Source organism: Leclercia sp. 119287 (assembly GCF_009734485.1).
Taxonomy (GTDB): Bacteria; Pseudomonadota; Gammaproteobacteria; order Enterobacterales; family Enterobacteriaceae; genus Enterobacter; species Enterobacter adecarboxylatus_C.
The window spans coordinates 3,424,197-3,438,953 of the sequence record NZ_CP046445.1; the positions used below are offsets into that span (position 1 = coordinate 3,424,197).

Annotated in this window: 9 protein-coding genes; 3 read left to right on the forward strand and 6 right to left on the reverse strand. The window is 59.9% G+C overall.

The genetic code is table 11. From position 1 onward, the window contains the following. Positions 1–19: 19 nt before the first annotated feature. The 6 genes from GNG27_RS23520 to GNG27_RS16515 all read right to left on the reverse strand — a co-directional run bounded on the left by GNG27_RS23520 (position 20) and on the right by GNG27_RS16515 (position 11,505). Positions 20–5,251, reverse strand: a complete 5,232-nt coding sequence (locus tag GNG27_RS23520; RefSeq protein WP_197090534.1) for a hypothetical protein — start codon at positions 5,249–5,251, stop codon at positions 20–22. A 786-nt stretch (positions 5,252–6,037) separates the two neighbouring features. After that, positions 6,038–6,379, reverse strand: coding sequence for a tryptophan synthase subunit beta (locus GNG27_RS16490; RefSeq protein ID WP_142486613.1), 342 nt, complete (start codon positions 6,377–6,379; stop codon positions 6,038–6,040). Positions 6,380–6,603: 224 nt separating this feature from the next. After that, positions 6,604–7,301 (reverse strand): IS1-like element IS1B family transposase gene (locus GNG27_RS16500; protein WP_095033700.1). Its coding sequence is split into 2 segments (ribosomal slippage): positions 6,604–7,052 and positions 7,052–7,301, totalling 699 coding nucleotides; the frame shifts between segments, so codons are not numbered across the junction. Positions 7,302–7,329: 28 nt separating this feature from the next. Beyond that, positions 7,330–9,129, reverse strand: a complete 1,800-nt coding sequence (locus GNG27_RS16505) for a LapD/MoxY N-terminal periplasmic domain-containing protein (protein WP_156264306.1) — start codon at positions 9,127–9,129, stop codon at positions 7,330–7,332. Between the two features lie 9 nt (positions 9,130–9,138). Then, positions 9,139–9,834, reverse strand: coding sequence for a cysteine protease LapG (gene lapG, locus GNG27_RS16510; RefSeq protein ID WP_156264307.1), 696 nt, complete (start codon positions 9,832–9,834; stop codon positions 9,139–9,141). 9 nt (positions 9,835–9,843) lie between these two features. After that, a complete protein-coding gene (locus tag GNG27_RS16515) occupies positions 9,844–11,505 on the reverse strand; it encodes a Mur ligase (protein ID WP_156264308.1) in 1,662 nt (553 codons plus the stop codon). Positions 11,506–11,619: 114 nt separating this feature from the next. On the opposite strand from GNG27_RS16515, the gene GNG27_RS16520 reads away from it, so the two are divergent. From GNG27_RS16520 to GNG27_RS16530, 3 genes are all read left to right on the forward strand, one after another. Next, entirely contained in the window at positions 11,620–12,513 is an 894-nt protein-coding gene (locus tag GNG27_RS16520; protein ID WP_231600405.1) for a S9 family peptidase, read from the forward strand. Positions 12,514–12,780: 267 nt separating this feature from the next. Then, a complete protein-coding gene (locus tag GNG27_RS16525) occupies positions 12,781–13,134 on the forward strand; it encodes a hypothetical protein (protein WP_156264309.1) in 354 nt (117 codons plus the stop codon). Then, positions 13,131–14,576, forward strand: a complete 1,446-nt coding sequence (locus GNG27_RS16530) for a hypothetical protein (protein WP_156264310.1) — start codon at positions 13,131–13,133, stop codon at positions 14,574–14,576. Before GNG27_RS16525 ends, GNG27_RS16530 begins: the two co-directional genes overlap by 4 nt. Positions 14,577–14,757 lie beyond the last annotated feature (181 nt).

Below are 14,757 nucleotides of genomic sequence, written 5' to 3' on the forward strand. Positions count from 1 at the left end.
CCTGGCGTGACGGTAACGGTCAGTTTGATGTCGGAATCGGCATCTGCATCTGCGTCGGCATCGGCATCAGCGTCAGCGTCTGCGTCTGCATCAGCATCCGCATCCGCATCTGCATCGGCGTCCGTATCTGCATCCGCATCCGCATCAGCGTCAGAATCCGCATCAGCGTCAGCGTCAGAATCGGAATCTGCATCCGCATCGGCGTCGGCGTCGGCGTCCGCATCGGCATCGGCATCGGCATCGGCATCGGCATCGGCGTCAGAGTCTGCATCGGCATCCGCGTCAGAATCAGCATCGGCATCGGCATCTGCGTCGGCGTCGGCATCTGCGTCGGCGTCAGAATCGGCATCGGCATCGGCATCGGCGTCAGAATCGGCATCGGCATCGGCATCAGCGTCTGCATCCGCATCGGCATCCGCGTCAGAGTCTGCGTCCGCATCGGCATCGGCATCGGCATCTGCGTCGGCGTCAGAATCGGCATCGGCATCGGCATCAGCGTCTGCATCCGCGTCAGCATCTGCATCCGCGTCAGAGTCTGCGTCCGCATCGGCGTCAGAATCCGCATCTGCATCCGCATCAGCGTCAGAATCCGCATCAGCGTCAGCGTCAGAATCGGAATCTGCATCGGCATCGGCATCGGCATCGGCGTCGGCGTCGGCGTCAGAGTCTGCATCGGCATCCGCGTCAGAATCAGCATCGGCATCGGCATCTGCGTCGGCGTCGGCATCTGCGTCGGCGTCAGAATCGGCATCGGCATCGGCATCGGCATCGGCATCGGCATCGGCATCAGCGTCTGCATCCGCGTCAGCGTCTGCATCCGCGTCAGAGTCTGCGTCCGCATCGGCGTCAGAATCCGCATCTGCATCCGCATCTGCATCTGCATCTGCATCTGCGTCTGCGTCCGCATCGGCATCTGCGTCCGCATCCGCATCCGCATCCGCATCAGCATCAGCATCAGCGTCAGCGTCAGCGTCCGAATCTGCATCGGCGTCGGCGTCAGAATCAGCATCGGCATCAGCGTCGGCATCCGCATCCGCGTCAGCGTCAGAATCGGAATCTGCATCCGCATCGGCGTCGGCGTCCGCATCAGAATCCGCATCTGCGTCAGCATCCGCATCCGCGTCAGCATCTGCATCCGCGTCTGAATCTGCATCAGCGTCCGCATCGGCATCCGCATCGGCATCGGCATCCGCGTCAGAATCCGCATCAGCATCAGCATCCGCGTCGGCGTCGGCGTCGGCGTCGGCGTCAGAGTCTGCATCCGCATCCGCATCGGCATCAGCGTCAGAATCTGCATCGGCGTCGGCGTCCGCATCCGCATCCGCATCCGCATCAGCATCAGCATCGGCGTCGGCGTCGGCGTCAGAATCAGCATCGGCATCAGCGTCGGCATCCGCATCCGCGTCAGCGTCAGAATCGGAATCTGCATCCGCATCGGCGTCGGCGTCCGCATCAGAATCCGCATCTGCGTCAGCATCCGCATCTGCGTCAGCATCCGCATCCGCATCAGCGTCAGCGTCAGCATCAGCGTCTGCATCTGCATCCGCGTCAGAGTCCGCATCAGCATCAGCGTCTGCATCTGCATCTGCATCGGCATCGGCATCGGCATCGGCATCGGCATCAGCATCCGCGTCGGCGTCAGAATCTGCATCTGCATCCGCATCGGCATCCGCGTCGGCATCTGCATCTGCATCAGCGTCCGCATCTGCATCAGCGTCAGCGTCCGCGTCGGCATCAGCGTCCGCATCGGCGTCAGCGTCAGAATCTGCATCGGCGTCCGCATCCGCATCCGCATCCGCATCTGCATCTGCATCTGCATCGGCATCAGCGTCAGAGTCTGCATCCGCATCTGCATCGGCGTCGGAATCAGCATCGGCATCCGCGTCGGCGTCGGCGTCAGAATCTGCATCGGCGTCGGCATCAGCATCGGCGTCCGCATCGGCATCAGCGTCTGCATCCGAATCGGCATCGGCGTCCGCATCCGCATCGGCGTCGGCGTCCGCATCCGCATCGGCGTCGGCGTCCGCATCCGCATCGGCGTCGGCGTCCGCATCGGCATCGGAATCGGCATCGGCATCGGCATCGGCATCGGCATCAGAATCAGAATCAGAATCAGAATCCGCATCGGCATCGGCATCCGCGTCGGCATCAGCGTCTGCATCGGCATCGGCATCCGAATCCGCGTCGGCGTCCGCATCGGCGTCCGCATCGGCATCGGAATCGGCATCGGCATCAGAATCAGAATCCGCATCGGCATCGGCATCCGCGTCGGCATCAGCGTCTGCGTCTGCATCGGCGTCTGCATCGGCGTCGGCATCAGCATCGGCGTCCGCATCGGCATCAGCGTCTGCATCCGAATCGGCATCGGCGTCCGCATCCGCATCGGCGTCGGCGTCCGCATCCGCATCGGCGTCGGCGTCCGCATCCGCATCGGCGTCGGCGTCCGCATCGGCATCGGAATCGGCATCGGCATCGGCATCGGCATCAGAATCAGAATCAGAATCCGCATCGGCATCGGCATCCGCGTCGGCATCAGCGTCTGCATCGGCATCGGCATCCGAATCCGCGTCGGCGTCCGCATCGGCATCCGAATCCGAATCCGAATCCGAATCCGCATCGGCGTCAGCGTCAGCGTCAGCGTCAGCGTCGGCATCGGCATCCGCATCGGCATCGGCATCAGCATCAGCATCAGCATCAGAATCGGAATCTGCATCCGCATCGGCGTCCGCATCAGAATCCGCATCAGCATCAGCATCGGCGTCGGCATCGGCATCAGCGTCAGCGTCCGCATCGGCATCCGCGTCGGCATCAGCATCGGCATCTGCGTCGGCATCCGCGTCAGCATCAGAATCGGAATCTGCATCCGCATCGGCGTCAGCGTCAGAATCTGCATCGGCGTCGGAATCAGCATCAGCATCTGCATCCGCGTCGGCATCAGCATCGGCATCGGCATCGGCATCTGCGTCTGCGTCCGCATCCGCATCCGCGTCAGCGTCAGAATCGGAATCTGCATCCGCATCCGCGTCAGCGTCCGCATCGGCATCCGCGTCAGCGTCGGCATCCGCATCGGCATCAGCATCAGCATCAGAATCGGAATCTGCATCCGCATCGGCGTCGGCGTCCGCATCAGAATCCGCATCAGCATCGGCGTCGGCATCAGCGTCAGCGTCCGCATCGGCATCCGCGTCGGCATCAGCATCGGCATCTGCGTCGGCATCTGCGTCGGCATCTGCGTCGGCATCAGCATCAGAATCGGAATCTGCATCCGCATCGGCGTCAGCGTCAGAATCTGCATCGGCGTCTGCATCAGCATCGGCGTCCACATCGGCATCCGCATCCGCATCGGCGTCGGAATCTGCATCAGCATCAGCGTCAGCGTCAGCGTCAGCGTCAGAATCGGCATCTGCATCCGCATCGGCGTCGGCGTCAGCGTCAGAATCGGCATCTGCATCCGCATCGGCGTCGGCATCAGCGTCAGAATCGGCATCTGCGTCTGCATCGGCATCTGCGTCTGCATCGGCATCTGCATCGGCGTCCGCGTCGGCATCCGCATCCGCATCCGCGTCGGCATCAGCGTCCGCATCCGCATCCGCATCAGCGTCCGCATCCGCATCCGCATCGGCGTCCGCATCTGCATCAGCATCGGCATCCGCGTCAGAATCCGCGTCGGCGTCAGCGTCAGAATCCGCATCGGCGTCGGCGTCTGCATCGGAATCGGCATCGGCATCGGCATCGGCATCGGCATCGGCATCAGCGTCCGCATCAGCATCAGCATCAGCATCGGCGTCGGCATCAGCGTCCGCATCAGCATCAGCATCGGCGTCGGCATCGGCATCAGCGTCCGCATCGGCATCAGCATCAGCATCAGCATCAGCATCGGCGTCGGCATCAGCGTCCGCATCAGCATCAGCATCGGCGTCAGCGTCGGCATCAGCGTCTGCGTCTGCGTCTGCGTCGGCATCAGCGTCTGCATCCGCATCGGCGTCAGAATCAGCATCTGCATCCGCATCTGCATCGGCATCGGCATCAGCATCCGCATCGGCATCGGCATCCGCGTCTGCATCCGAATCGGCGTCAGAATCCGCATCGGCATCTGCATCAGCGTCCGCATCCGCGTCGGCATCAGCGTCCGCATCGGCGTCAGCGTCAGAATCTGCATCGGCGTCCGCGTCCGCATCCGCATCCGCATCCGCATCTGCATCTGCATCGGCATCAGCGTCAGAGTCTGCATCCGCATCCGCATCTGCATCTGCATCGGCATCAGCGTCAGAGTCTGCATCCGCATCTGCATCGGCGTCGGAATCAGCATCGGCATCGGCATCGGCATCGGCGTCAGCATCCGCGTCTGCATCTGCGTCTGCATCTGCGTCGGCATCGGCATCCGCGTCGGCGTCGGCGTCAGAATCTGCATCCGCATCGGCATCCGCGTCGGCATCCGCGTCGGCATCTGCATCAGCGTCCGCATCGGCATCGGCATCGGCATCAGAATCCGCGTCGGAATCGGCGTCTGCATCAGCATCGGCGTCCGCATCGGCATCTGCATCAGCGTCCGCATCCGCGTCGGCATCAGCATCGGCGTCGGAATCTGCATCGGCGTCGGCGTCAGCGTCAGCGTCAGAATCTGCATCAGCATCCGCATCGGCATCGGCATCGGCATCCGCATCGGCATCCGAATCCGCATCGGCATCCGAATCCGCATCGGCGTCCGCGTCCGCATCGGCGTCCGCATCCGCATCAGCGTCAGAATCTGCATCCGCATCAGCGTCAGAATCGGCATCTGCGTCGGCATCGGCGTCAGCGTCAGAATCTGCATCGGCGTCGGAATCAGCATCAGCATCTGCATCTGCATCCGCGTCAGCATCTGCATCCGCGTCGGCATCTGCGTCTGCGTCGGCATCGGCATCGGCATCCGCGTCGGCGTCGGCGTCAGCATCTGCATCCGCGTCGGCATCTGCATCAGCGTCCGCATCGGCATCGGCATCCGCGTCCGCATCGGCATCGGCGTCCGCATCAGAATCCGCATCTGCGTCAGCATCCGCATCGGCATCCGCGTCTGAATCTGCATCAGCGTCAGCATCTGCATCCGCGTCGGCATCAGCATCGGCATCTGCATCCGCGTCGGCATCGGCATCGGCATCGGCATCGGCGTCAGAGTCTGCATCGGCATCCGCGTCAGAATCGGCATCGGCATCTGCGTCGGCGTCGGCATCGGCATCCGCGTCGGCATCAGCGTCTGCGTCTGCATCTGCATCCGAATCCGAATCCGAATCGTCAGTATCGAGCAGCGTTAATTCTTCCGGGGGCTCATCATCAGGAAAATCAAGGCCGATCGTCGGGTAACCTGCATTAGGGTCGACAATCTCAGCGGTTAAATCGAGCACGACGTGGGTATGCGACCCTCCGCCGCTGCCGCCTGGCTCACCCCCAGAATCACCGGGCTGAGGACCTGCGGCCGGCGCCTCCAGGGTTTGCGTCGGGTCCTGCCCGTCGGCAATGGCCTGCTGAATAGCTGCAACGTCCTGCTGCTGGGCCGCTGTGGCATCGGTGGCCACATGCCCTGCGCTGTCCCAGTGGCTGTCACGGCCCAGATCTAACTGTTTGCCGTTCGCCAGCGATAAGGTAATCGCACCAGTTGCTCCCGTCTGGACTTGTTCCCCGTCGAGGACCCTGTCACCTTCCGTCAGCAACCGCGTGCTGCCATCAGGACTGACTGCGAATACCTGCCCTATTACTGCTTTGACGATCCCGGATACGCCGCTCATATATTTATCCCTCAATCCTTTTCACGCCCAATTCATCCATTGCTCAGGCTTAGAATGCTAAAAGAGAATTAAATCTGTATTAGTAATTTGCTGTGCAACTCTGACTACGATACGCCTTTCAGCAACAAATTTATTGATGCAGGCCCGAGTCAGGGCCTTATATTAATAGATGACATGAATGAATAGAAATTTTAAAAGGTATGCCTATCAAAACAGGGAGCCAGGCCATCGCCCCCTGGTCATTGTTGATTAATCCCTTCACGTAACGATAGGGATTAAATAAGCCCTTCATCATCCTCTGCGATTAACCCTTCCAGACCACTCAGCGAGCGGCGCGCCTGCGCACGGCTGGTGAGTTTCGCCTGCGCAGCTGGCGGCAGATCGGTAATGGTGATCACGCCTTTGCTCATCAGCACCTCGATCAAGTCTTCAAGCACGCGCACCATTTCAAGGTCGCTCTGCCGCAGTTGATACAGCGTGGCTTCGCGGATCTCTCGCTGACGCATCCACTCGTCAATCTCGGGTGTGCACAGGTCATGCTGTTCCGTCATCGTGGAAAAAGGGGTCAGCTCCACCCGAATAATTCGTCTTTCCGTATCGCGTTCTACGTAATACATTTTCAGCCTCCGTTCAGCCTGTGAGGTTAATTTCCGCCCAGCGTACTGGCGTCAGCGAAATAGCGACCCATCGCGCCATGAAGGCCAATTTTTTCCAGAATCGTCAGTTCACCAGCTGTTTCCACACGTTCGGCAATAAGCGGCAGGTTAATCTGGCGTGTCGCCCAGTAAATTGCCTCAATAAACAGTTTTTTATCGTCCTCGCTGTCGGTAATGACTCCAACTTATTGATAGTGTTTTATGTTCAGATAATGCCCGATGACTTTGTCATGCAGCTCCACCGATTTTGAGAACGACAGCGACTTCCGTCCCAGCCGTGCCAGGTGCTGCCTCAGATTCAGGTTATGCCGCTCAATTCGCTGCGTATATCGCTTGCTGATTACGTGCAGCTTTCCCTTCAGGCGGGATTCATACAGCGGCCAGCCATCCGTCATCCATATCACCACGTCAAAGGGTGACAGCAGGCTCATAAGACGCCCCAGCGTCGCCATAGTGCGTTCACCGAATACGTGCGCAACAACCGTCTTCCGGAGCCTGTCATACGCGTAAAACAGCCAGCGCTGGCGCGATTTAGCCCCGACGTATCCCCACTGTTCGTCCATTTCCGCGCAGACGATGACGTCACTGCCCGGCTGTATGCGCGAGGTTACCGACTGCGGCCTGAGTTTTTTAAATGGCGGAAAATCGTGTTGAGGCCAACGCCCATAATGCGGGCGGTTGCCCGGCATCCAACGCCATTCATGGCCATATCAATGATTTTCTGGTGCGTACCGGGTTGAGAAGCGGTGTAAGTGAACTGCAGTTGCCATGTTTTACGGCAGTGAGAGCAGAGATAGCGCTGATGTCCGGCGGTGCTTTTGCCGTTACGCACCACCCCGTCAGTAGCTGAACAGGAGGGACAGCTGATAGAAACAGAAGCCACTGGAGCACCTCAAAAACACCATCATACACTAAATCAGTAAGTTGGCAGCATCACCCTCGCTGTCTATATCGCGAATATAACTGCCATCAACTTTAATCCAGGCCAGACCCCACTGCGGTAAATTGCCGATAAGGTGGAAACGACCACCAAAATGCTGGATCCCCAAACGACAACCCAATGCCTTCAGACGACTGACCAGCACGTTTACGCGCTCAACATCGGGAAGCTCATTTTCATCCAGCTCAAGAGTCAGCCATGTTGCCAGCTGCGGTGCACCTTTCAGCGGTTGCAGCAGAGCGTTCAGGCTCTGGTCGTCTCCGACGCTGGCGCCGCTGATACTGAGCGCCAGCGGGCGCGGCGATTTTGCCAGCTCTTGCAGGGTCTGTTGCAGCATCACGATGTCCATGCGACGGCTGAGATCGAGACGGTGGATCCACGGCATAAAGCGCCCCGCCGGCACCAGCTCACCCTCACGGGTTTTAATGCGGGCAAGGATCTTATGGTGCAGCACCACATGCGCGTTGTTGCACTCATACACCGGCTGCGAGAACAGCTCAAAGGTGCCATTGGTCAGCACGGTATCCAGGCGAGTGTACCAGCTGTGATGATCCTCTTCGCGCTCTCCGGTCGGTACGGTATCGGAGCTGGCAAAGAAGCGCATCTCGGTTTCCGCTCTCGCCAGCGCCTGGTCCGCCTGCGCCAGCACCGCCTGGGGGGTATCGCCCACGTTAAAAGGAACCAGCGCGAAGTGGGCGACCGGCGTCACGTCGCTCATGCCCGTCTCAGACAGCGCCTTCAGCTGGGTGCTGAGGGTGTTGCTCAGGTTATCGAGATCCTGCCCGAGGATCTGCGGGGCGATAATGGCGAACTCCCCGCCGCGCACGCGGGCAACAAAGCCTTCGTTGTGAAAATAGTTGCGCTGCAGGCCGGTCAGAATATCCGCCACCGCCACCAGCAGCCGATCGGATTTCGCCCCGCCCAGACGCTGGTTGAGGCCCATCAAATCCTGGACCCGCAGCAGCAGGATGTGCCCGCCGGCGTTCTCTTCATCGCTCAGGCGCGACTGTAGCTGCATATCAAACGCGCGGCGGTTGCTCAGCCCGGTCAGGCTGTCATGATAGGCCTCCTGACGCAGGGACTCGGTGCGCCGGGCCTGTTCGCTGAATAACGCTTTAAGCTGGGTCACCATCATGTTGGTGGCCTCAACGACCCGGCGCAGCTCCGGGGTCTTCGGCAGGGCCGGCACATTGAGGAACTCGCGGCGGCAGATGGCCATCGCCTGGTCGACAATATAGTTAAGCGGGCGCAGCCTGCGGCGTAATAGCAGGGTGGCGGCGAGCAGGAACAGCAGGCTACAGCCGGTCAGCCACAAAAAGCTGGCGACAATACCGTTCCACAGGCGCGCCAGGGCAAACATCGGATGGCTGACCACTTCGACCCGGGCGACCTGGGTCCAGCCGCGCATCACGATGGCATCGCCTTCGCCAGGGCTAAGGTGCACCAGCCGCACGAACCACTGCGGGACGCGGGTATCCTGGGGCACATCGCTGCGCTCGATGATCGGTTTATTGGTCTTAATGTCGATCACGCGAATGCGATAGAAATAGCCGCTGTCGAAGATGGAGTTCACCATCAGCTCGGTCATGGTCGGGTCGTCGATATGGGTGGTCAGCGACAGCCCCAGCGCCGTCGCCGCATCCTGCGCGTGGGCGCTGAGCTGGTTGCGGTACTGCTCCCGTGAGCTTTCCAGGGTCACCACGAAGTTCCCGCAGAAAATGACGAATGTAAATAAACAGATGCCAATCAGTAGCTGTTTATAAAGAGACATGGCCCTATCCTATTCATTAATTACAAATCCTTCTGCACGCATTCGGGTGAGAAGATCCTGCCAGCGGGAGAGCCTTTTGCTGTCGCCCACGCGTTTGTTGCCGCCGGACTGCGGCAGCCAGAGCCCTTCGCCGTTAAACGCGTACACCGGAAGCAGGTCAGTACGCTGGGTGGCCGGCAGGATGGCGGTTTTAAGATTATCCAGAACCAGCGGGATCGCCGTGGGGGTGGAATACCATGTCACCACCATATGCGCCTGATTCAGTTCGAGTGCTTTTACATAGGTAATACGTAACTGGTTCGCAGGAACGCCCATTTCGCGCAGGGTAAAATATTTCGCCAGCGCAAAATCCTCGCAGTCCCCCGCCCCTTTACGGAGAAATTCAATCGGCGTTGCCCAGTAATCCTGCTGCTTCCAGACGACGATATCATCCCGGAAGGCCATTCTGGCGTTAAAAAACTGATTAACCTGCTTTAACTTGTCCTGGATCGTGCCCTGCGCTGGGTTGTTAAGCAAGGCCGCCCACTCATCGATCCGCTGCCGCGCGGCGGGGGTGGCCGGGCCATACAGCCGCTCGGTGCGGGTGCTGATGGCACTGAAATCCCACCCGGCGCCGAGCCCGGGGGAGATAACCAGCAATGCCACCAGCCAGAGCGACAACCAACGTCGACACTGCACTGAGATGAAGGAACGCAGAGGTCGCATGGGAGCGGCTTACTGCTCGCCTGACCGGGCGCGCCAGCGTTGACGATACGCGACATAGCCAGACAGGTAGTGCTCAACATCGTCGATCCGCACCCGGTAGCTATGGTGGCGAATAAAAAAACTGCCGACGATACGTGGCGGGTTTTTAAAGAACATCGCCAGCTCCGGCCAGAAAAAGCCATTAGCCAGGTAGCGGGCGCGGGTCTCCAGCGCCTGATTAAATACCGCCATGTCGAAGCCCGCCAGCAGGTGTTTATGCGGCGAGGTTTCAAGCCGCGCGATCATCCGTGATGCGGCCATCATCAGCTCCAGCAGCGTGGGATAGGTGGTAACCCGGTTCTGGACAAAATCGAGGTGGTCGCGCACGTTATCCAGCCCAAACTGGTAATAACGCTCCAGCGGCCGGTACAGCGTCAGCTCGTTCACGCAGTAGCTGAGCCAGTGATCGTGGGCCTGCCAGTGCTTCTGTTCGATAAAGTGATCCATTGCCCGCTCGACCATTGCCAGCCAGCGCGGCGCCATTGTCAGCCCGTAGAGACGCATCAGCGCGAAAGCCGCTTCACCGTCGTAATAGATAATGCGGTGCGCCGCCTTCAGGGAGAGATCCCGGCCGTTCAGCACATGCACAAACCCACCCGTCTGGGGATCCTGCATAAAGCCAATCCCGTTCGCCAGCCGCGCCATCTGCTCCATATAACGGAGATCGCCGGTCAGCTCGCTGTATTTCGCCATCGCCAGGATGCATACCGCGTTGCCGCCCAGCTTGATCTCATCCCCGGTATCCACCAGGAAATCGGCTTCGCTGCCATCCGGCAGGGTATAAGTGCGAATAAAGCTGGTGCAGAGATCGGCCAGCGCACGCTCGATGGCCGCGAACTGCGCAGGCTGTCGCGTCACCTCCCAGCCTTCGAGCAGCGCATAGGTTGAGCTGGCGTGGCGCAGGGCGTTATAGGTCGGAATGGCGCGATCGAAGCAGGGGAACCAGCCGTACTGGTAGCGCCCGGAAGGGGTAATCTGGCGCGCCAGATAATCAGTGGCCGAGGCGATCATCGGATCCAGCGCCGTCGCCTGCCAGTCGGGTAGCTGGCGGTAACCGCTGTTACGCCCGATCGACTCGACAGGCAACAGCTGCTCGCCATCGCAGAAAAAGGCCCGGGTGGTGAAACGCCAGAGCGCCTGGTCAGGCTGTTCGGGCCAGCTCAGCACCGCCCCGAAGCGACGACGAGTAAAATGGGCCAGGTTGTTGGCATTCGGCGTGGCGACGCCGTGATCGCCGTGATAGAGAAGCGCGTTGGCGGCAATTTCCTGTTCCAGCATGGCATAGCGAAACGCCGGATCGAAGCTCAGGCCATAGCGAAAATAGTTACGTTTTGTTTTGGCTAACTGGGCTTGCAGCGTGTCCCAGCGCAGCGCTTTCACTTTATCGACGAGGTCAACCCGCAGCCAGCGGACGTCAGCTCCGCTCTGCTGTTGCCACTGTTGTAGCGCCCCGGCGCCCTGCTGCCAGGCCTGATCAAAGGTATCGCCATGACCCTGCACAATGTGCGCACGGTTTTGACTGTCGGAAGCACTAAAAAAGATCGCCCAGGAGGGGCAAACGGGCGGTTTAGGCGCAACGTCCAGCAATTCCATCGCCGGGCGGGTCTGCGCAAGTAAGTCACTGAGCGGCATGTTAACTCCTGATAACGCCAGAGGAATCCTGTCAGAAAAATCCTAACCGATGATAACATTATGTGTAATGCGTTGTGTATTCTGTATGTCTATTGTTTCTGCCGGGGAGGTATTGTGAGTCGATGTTCCAGGGTAGGGTTTCTGCTGCTGATAAGCGCTTTCGCTCACGCTGAAGAGCCGCTGCTGTGGAACCAACCGGCCAGCCGACAACACTGCCCCTCCAGCAACGACGCCGCCTGGGTGCAGTACCCGAGCGGCGAGGCCTGCATGCGCTATTTCAGCGCCGGAAATCTGCGTGACGCCCCGCTGGCGCTGGTGGTGTTGAAAGGCGACCGGGTCTCACAGATAAAGCGTTCACCCGACGCCATCCCCGGCAACACTGCCGGTGCCCAGCGCCGACTGGCCCGCACCATGCTGCGCCAGACCGGGCTGCCGACGATTGTTATCGCCCGCCCCGGCACCTACGGCTCCAGCGGCAACCACTACCGTCGTCGTCAGTTGGAAGAGTTTCAGGCGATCGCGGCCGCCCTTGACGCCATCAAAGCCCGCTACGGTATTCAGCGTTTTATCCTCAGCGGTCACAGCGGCGGCTCAACCGCCGCCTCGGCGCTGCTGACCACCGGCCGTCGCGATATCGACTGCGCGGTACTTTCCTCCGGCGCCTGGGGATTGCTGGAGCGGGCGCAGCGTTTACGTCTGCGCCAGGGCAAAGCTCTGACACTGGCACTGGACACCACCGGGCTCCCGCACCCATGGGATCCGCTCGATCATCTTGACGGGATCGCCGCCGATCCTCTGCGGCTGATTATGGTGATCGGCAGCCCACAGGACCGCAATACGCCGTTCGATCTGCAGGCGCGCTTTGCCGCTGCGCTGCGGGAACATGGCCACCGGGTGGAACTGCTGGAACGCCCCGCCGCCCCGCCGATGTACCACAATCTGCTGGGTAATGCCGCGGTCAACGCCATTCGTCTTTGTCCGCAGCGCGGACATATCCCAAAATCCTGAGGATACAACCCTGCGCCCCCGCCCGTGGTAGTGATAAACGCAGGCTGACCATGAACTTTGGTCTCATCACCCAGGCTGATGGTCCTGAAATGAATAATAAAAAATCATGAGGAATAAATGTTGGCGTTGGATACATACTGACCATGTCGCCGCCTCACCGAAGCGGCGCAAATGGCGAATTTTCAGGCGATACAACTGCCTGATTTAAAATTCCCGATTACAGTTAAGGAGACATCCCTCCGCTGTGAACAGGGTCAGGACAAACTGATGAGCGTGCCACTGCAAAAAATACCCCGCTGCGGGCTGATGCTGTTAGCGCTACTCCTGGGCGTAAGCGGGTGCTCTTCCCATGAAAATGCCTCCAGCCGGGAACGGCCGGTACAAAAATACTATCGCCCTGGGTACGTTCATCCCCCGGTGATGCCCGTGCAGCGCGTGCAGGAATCGTTCAGCGAAATGCCAGAGGACGAGCCGCCACCCGTGAAAGTGAAAAAACGGCCGCAGATCAAAGCCGCAGACCAACCACAGCCCAGGGCAATGCCGGTGCTGGACAATTCGTTGCCCGAGCAGATCTGGCAACCGGCGATAACCCGTCAGACGAGTCTGGAGCTGAAATCATGACGGAACGCGTCATCGGTGAACTGAGCAGCCGCCCTGAGATCAAGCGCCCGACGCTGCCTCTCTGGCAGAACGTCCTGGTAATTATCCTCACCCTCACCTATCTCATCTGTGAGCTGGCATTCAACTCGCGCCTGCTGGATCTTGTGGGAAGTCTCTCCACGCCCGATGAAATCCACAGTATGGAACGCTACGGCCGGGCGTTAACCGCCATCGCCGCGTCCCTGCTGGTACTGCAGCTGGTGCTGGGCGGAAACGCCTGGCTGAAAAAACGTGGCATCGATTTTCCTGCGCTGTATGTGGCAAGCATGGTGTTTTCGCTCTGCCTGCTGGCCGGCGTGGTGACCTGGCAGACGGTGGAACGGGTGATTGAGCATCAGGTTGCGCAAAGCACCGGCGAATTTCGGCATAAGGCGCTGCTGGCGCAGCTCTACCAGCAATCCTTAATCGACGGGCATCAGACGCTGGAGGGGATCCCGCTGGATCCCGACGGCGGGCAGCGGCAGACCTGGACCAGCCCGTCGGGGAAAGCGTTTTTAGCTATGCTGCCGCTTCTGATGAGCTCGGTCAGCCGCTATCACGAGCTGCTCGAAAACGAGGCGGCGCAGAACCTGCGTGACAGCATCAGCGTCCAGGAGGGGGGGCTCCTCGGCTATTACAAAGCCTGGCTGGCGGCGCGCGCGGAAATTTACAGGGACTATCTCGACTACTACGATGTTTCACAGAAAGAGGTGCGTTATCAGGGGGAGATAATCCCTGCCCGGCTCGACTGGGAGGCGTTTTTCATGCTGGAGGTGGTGCAGAAAACGCTGCGTGACAAGCTGTCCCTCCCCCGCCAGAGCAGGATCCTTTCTGAGTACCCCAAAGACGACGCCCTGAAACTGTTTGCGCTTGAACTACAGGCACCCCATCTTGATTACGCTGTGCAACAGCAGATCCCGCGCCTGCAGGCCGGGCTGGCAAGCTACGGCGCGGGCGGCGCGAATGAAAAGCAGGGAGAGGATGCGGCGCGGGCGGTGATTGTCCCGCCGATTGCGTTAATGTTCTCGCTGCTCGGTGCCCTCACCCATCTGGCAAAACTGCTCTACCTGCTGCTGCTCCCCCTGAGCGCGGCCCTGCTCTATATCACCTCCTGGCGACCGGTTCGCCTGCTTAATCGCCATCCGCTGACCTTCCCGGTGTTGCTGATTTGCCTGCTGCCGGGCGTGTTTAGCATGATGAATAACAGCATCACGGCCTCTCCGGCTTATCACGCCTTACGTCATGGTTTGCAGGGGGCGGAGGTGGCGATCACCGACGAACCCTCGAGGCTGGGCGGCGGGACACTGTTACGGGTTATTCATGTGGTCAGCATCGGGCAAAGTTACAGCTATCCGTTGAATCACGCCCTGCGCCAGAACCTGCTGATGGGCTTTGATTTTGGCTATGAAACACATGAAAACTAATGTCTTTTTTGGGACAATGAATCGGCCCGTTTTCGACGCCTTTTACTGCTGTTTTTTGAGCACAAAGTAGTGATAGCAGTTAAGATATATTCAGTGCTACATTACGCCGCCCAACGGCAACTCGCATTATCAGACCAGTCGACCTGTACGGTAACAGCCCGGAACCGTTAGTATTAATACG

Bases quoted from the DNA above. Each gene is read 5' to 3' on its own strand.
- GNG27_RS16530 (WP_156264310.1), top strand. From the start codon at position 13,131: ATGACGGAACGCGTCATCGGTGAACTGAGCAGCCGCCCTGAGATCAAG.
- GNG27_RS16505 (WP_156264306.1), bottom strand. From the start codon at position 9,129: ATGTCTCTTTATAAACAGCTACTGATTGGCATCTGTTTATTTACATTC.
- GNG27_RS16515 (WP_156264308.1), bottom strand. From the start codon at position 11,505: ATGCCGCTCAGTGACTTACTTGCGCAGACCCGCCCGGCGATGGAATTG.
- GNG27_RS16525 (WP_156264309.1), top strand. From the start codon at position 12,781: ATGAGCGTGCCACTGCAAAAAATACCCCGCTGCGGGCTGATGCTGTTA.
- lapG (WP_156264307.1), bottom strand. From the start codon at position 9,834: ATGCGACCTCTGCGTTCCTTCATCTCAGTGCAGTGTCGACGTTGGTTG.
- GNG27_RS23520 (WP_197090534.1), bottom strand. From the start codon at position 5,251: ATGCAGATGCAGACGCAGACGCTGATGCCGACGCGGATGCCGATGCCG.
- GNG27_RS16490 (WP_142486613.1), bottom strand. From the start codon at position 6,379: ATGTATTACGTAGAACGCGATACGGAAAGACGAATTATTCGGGTGGAG.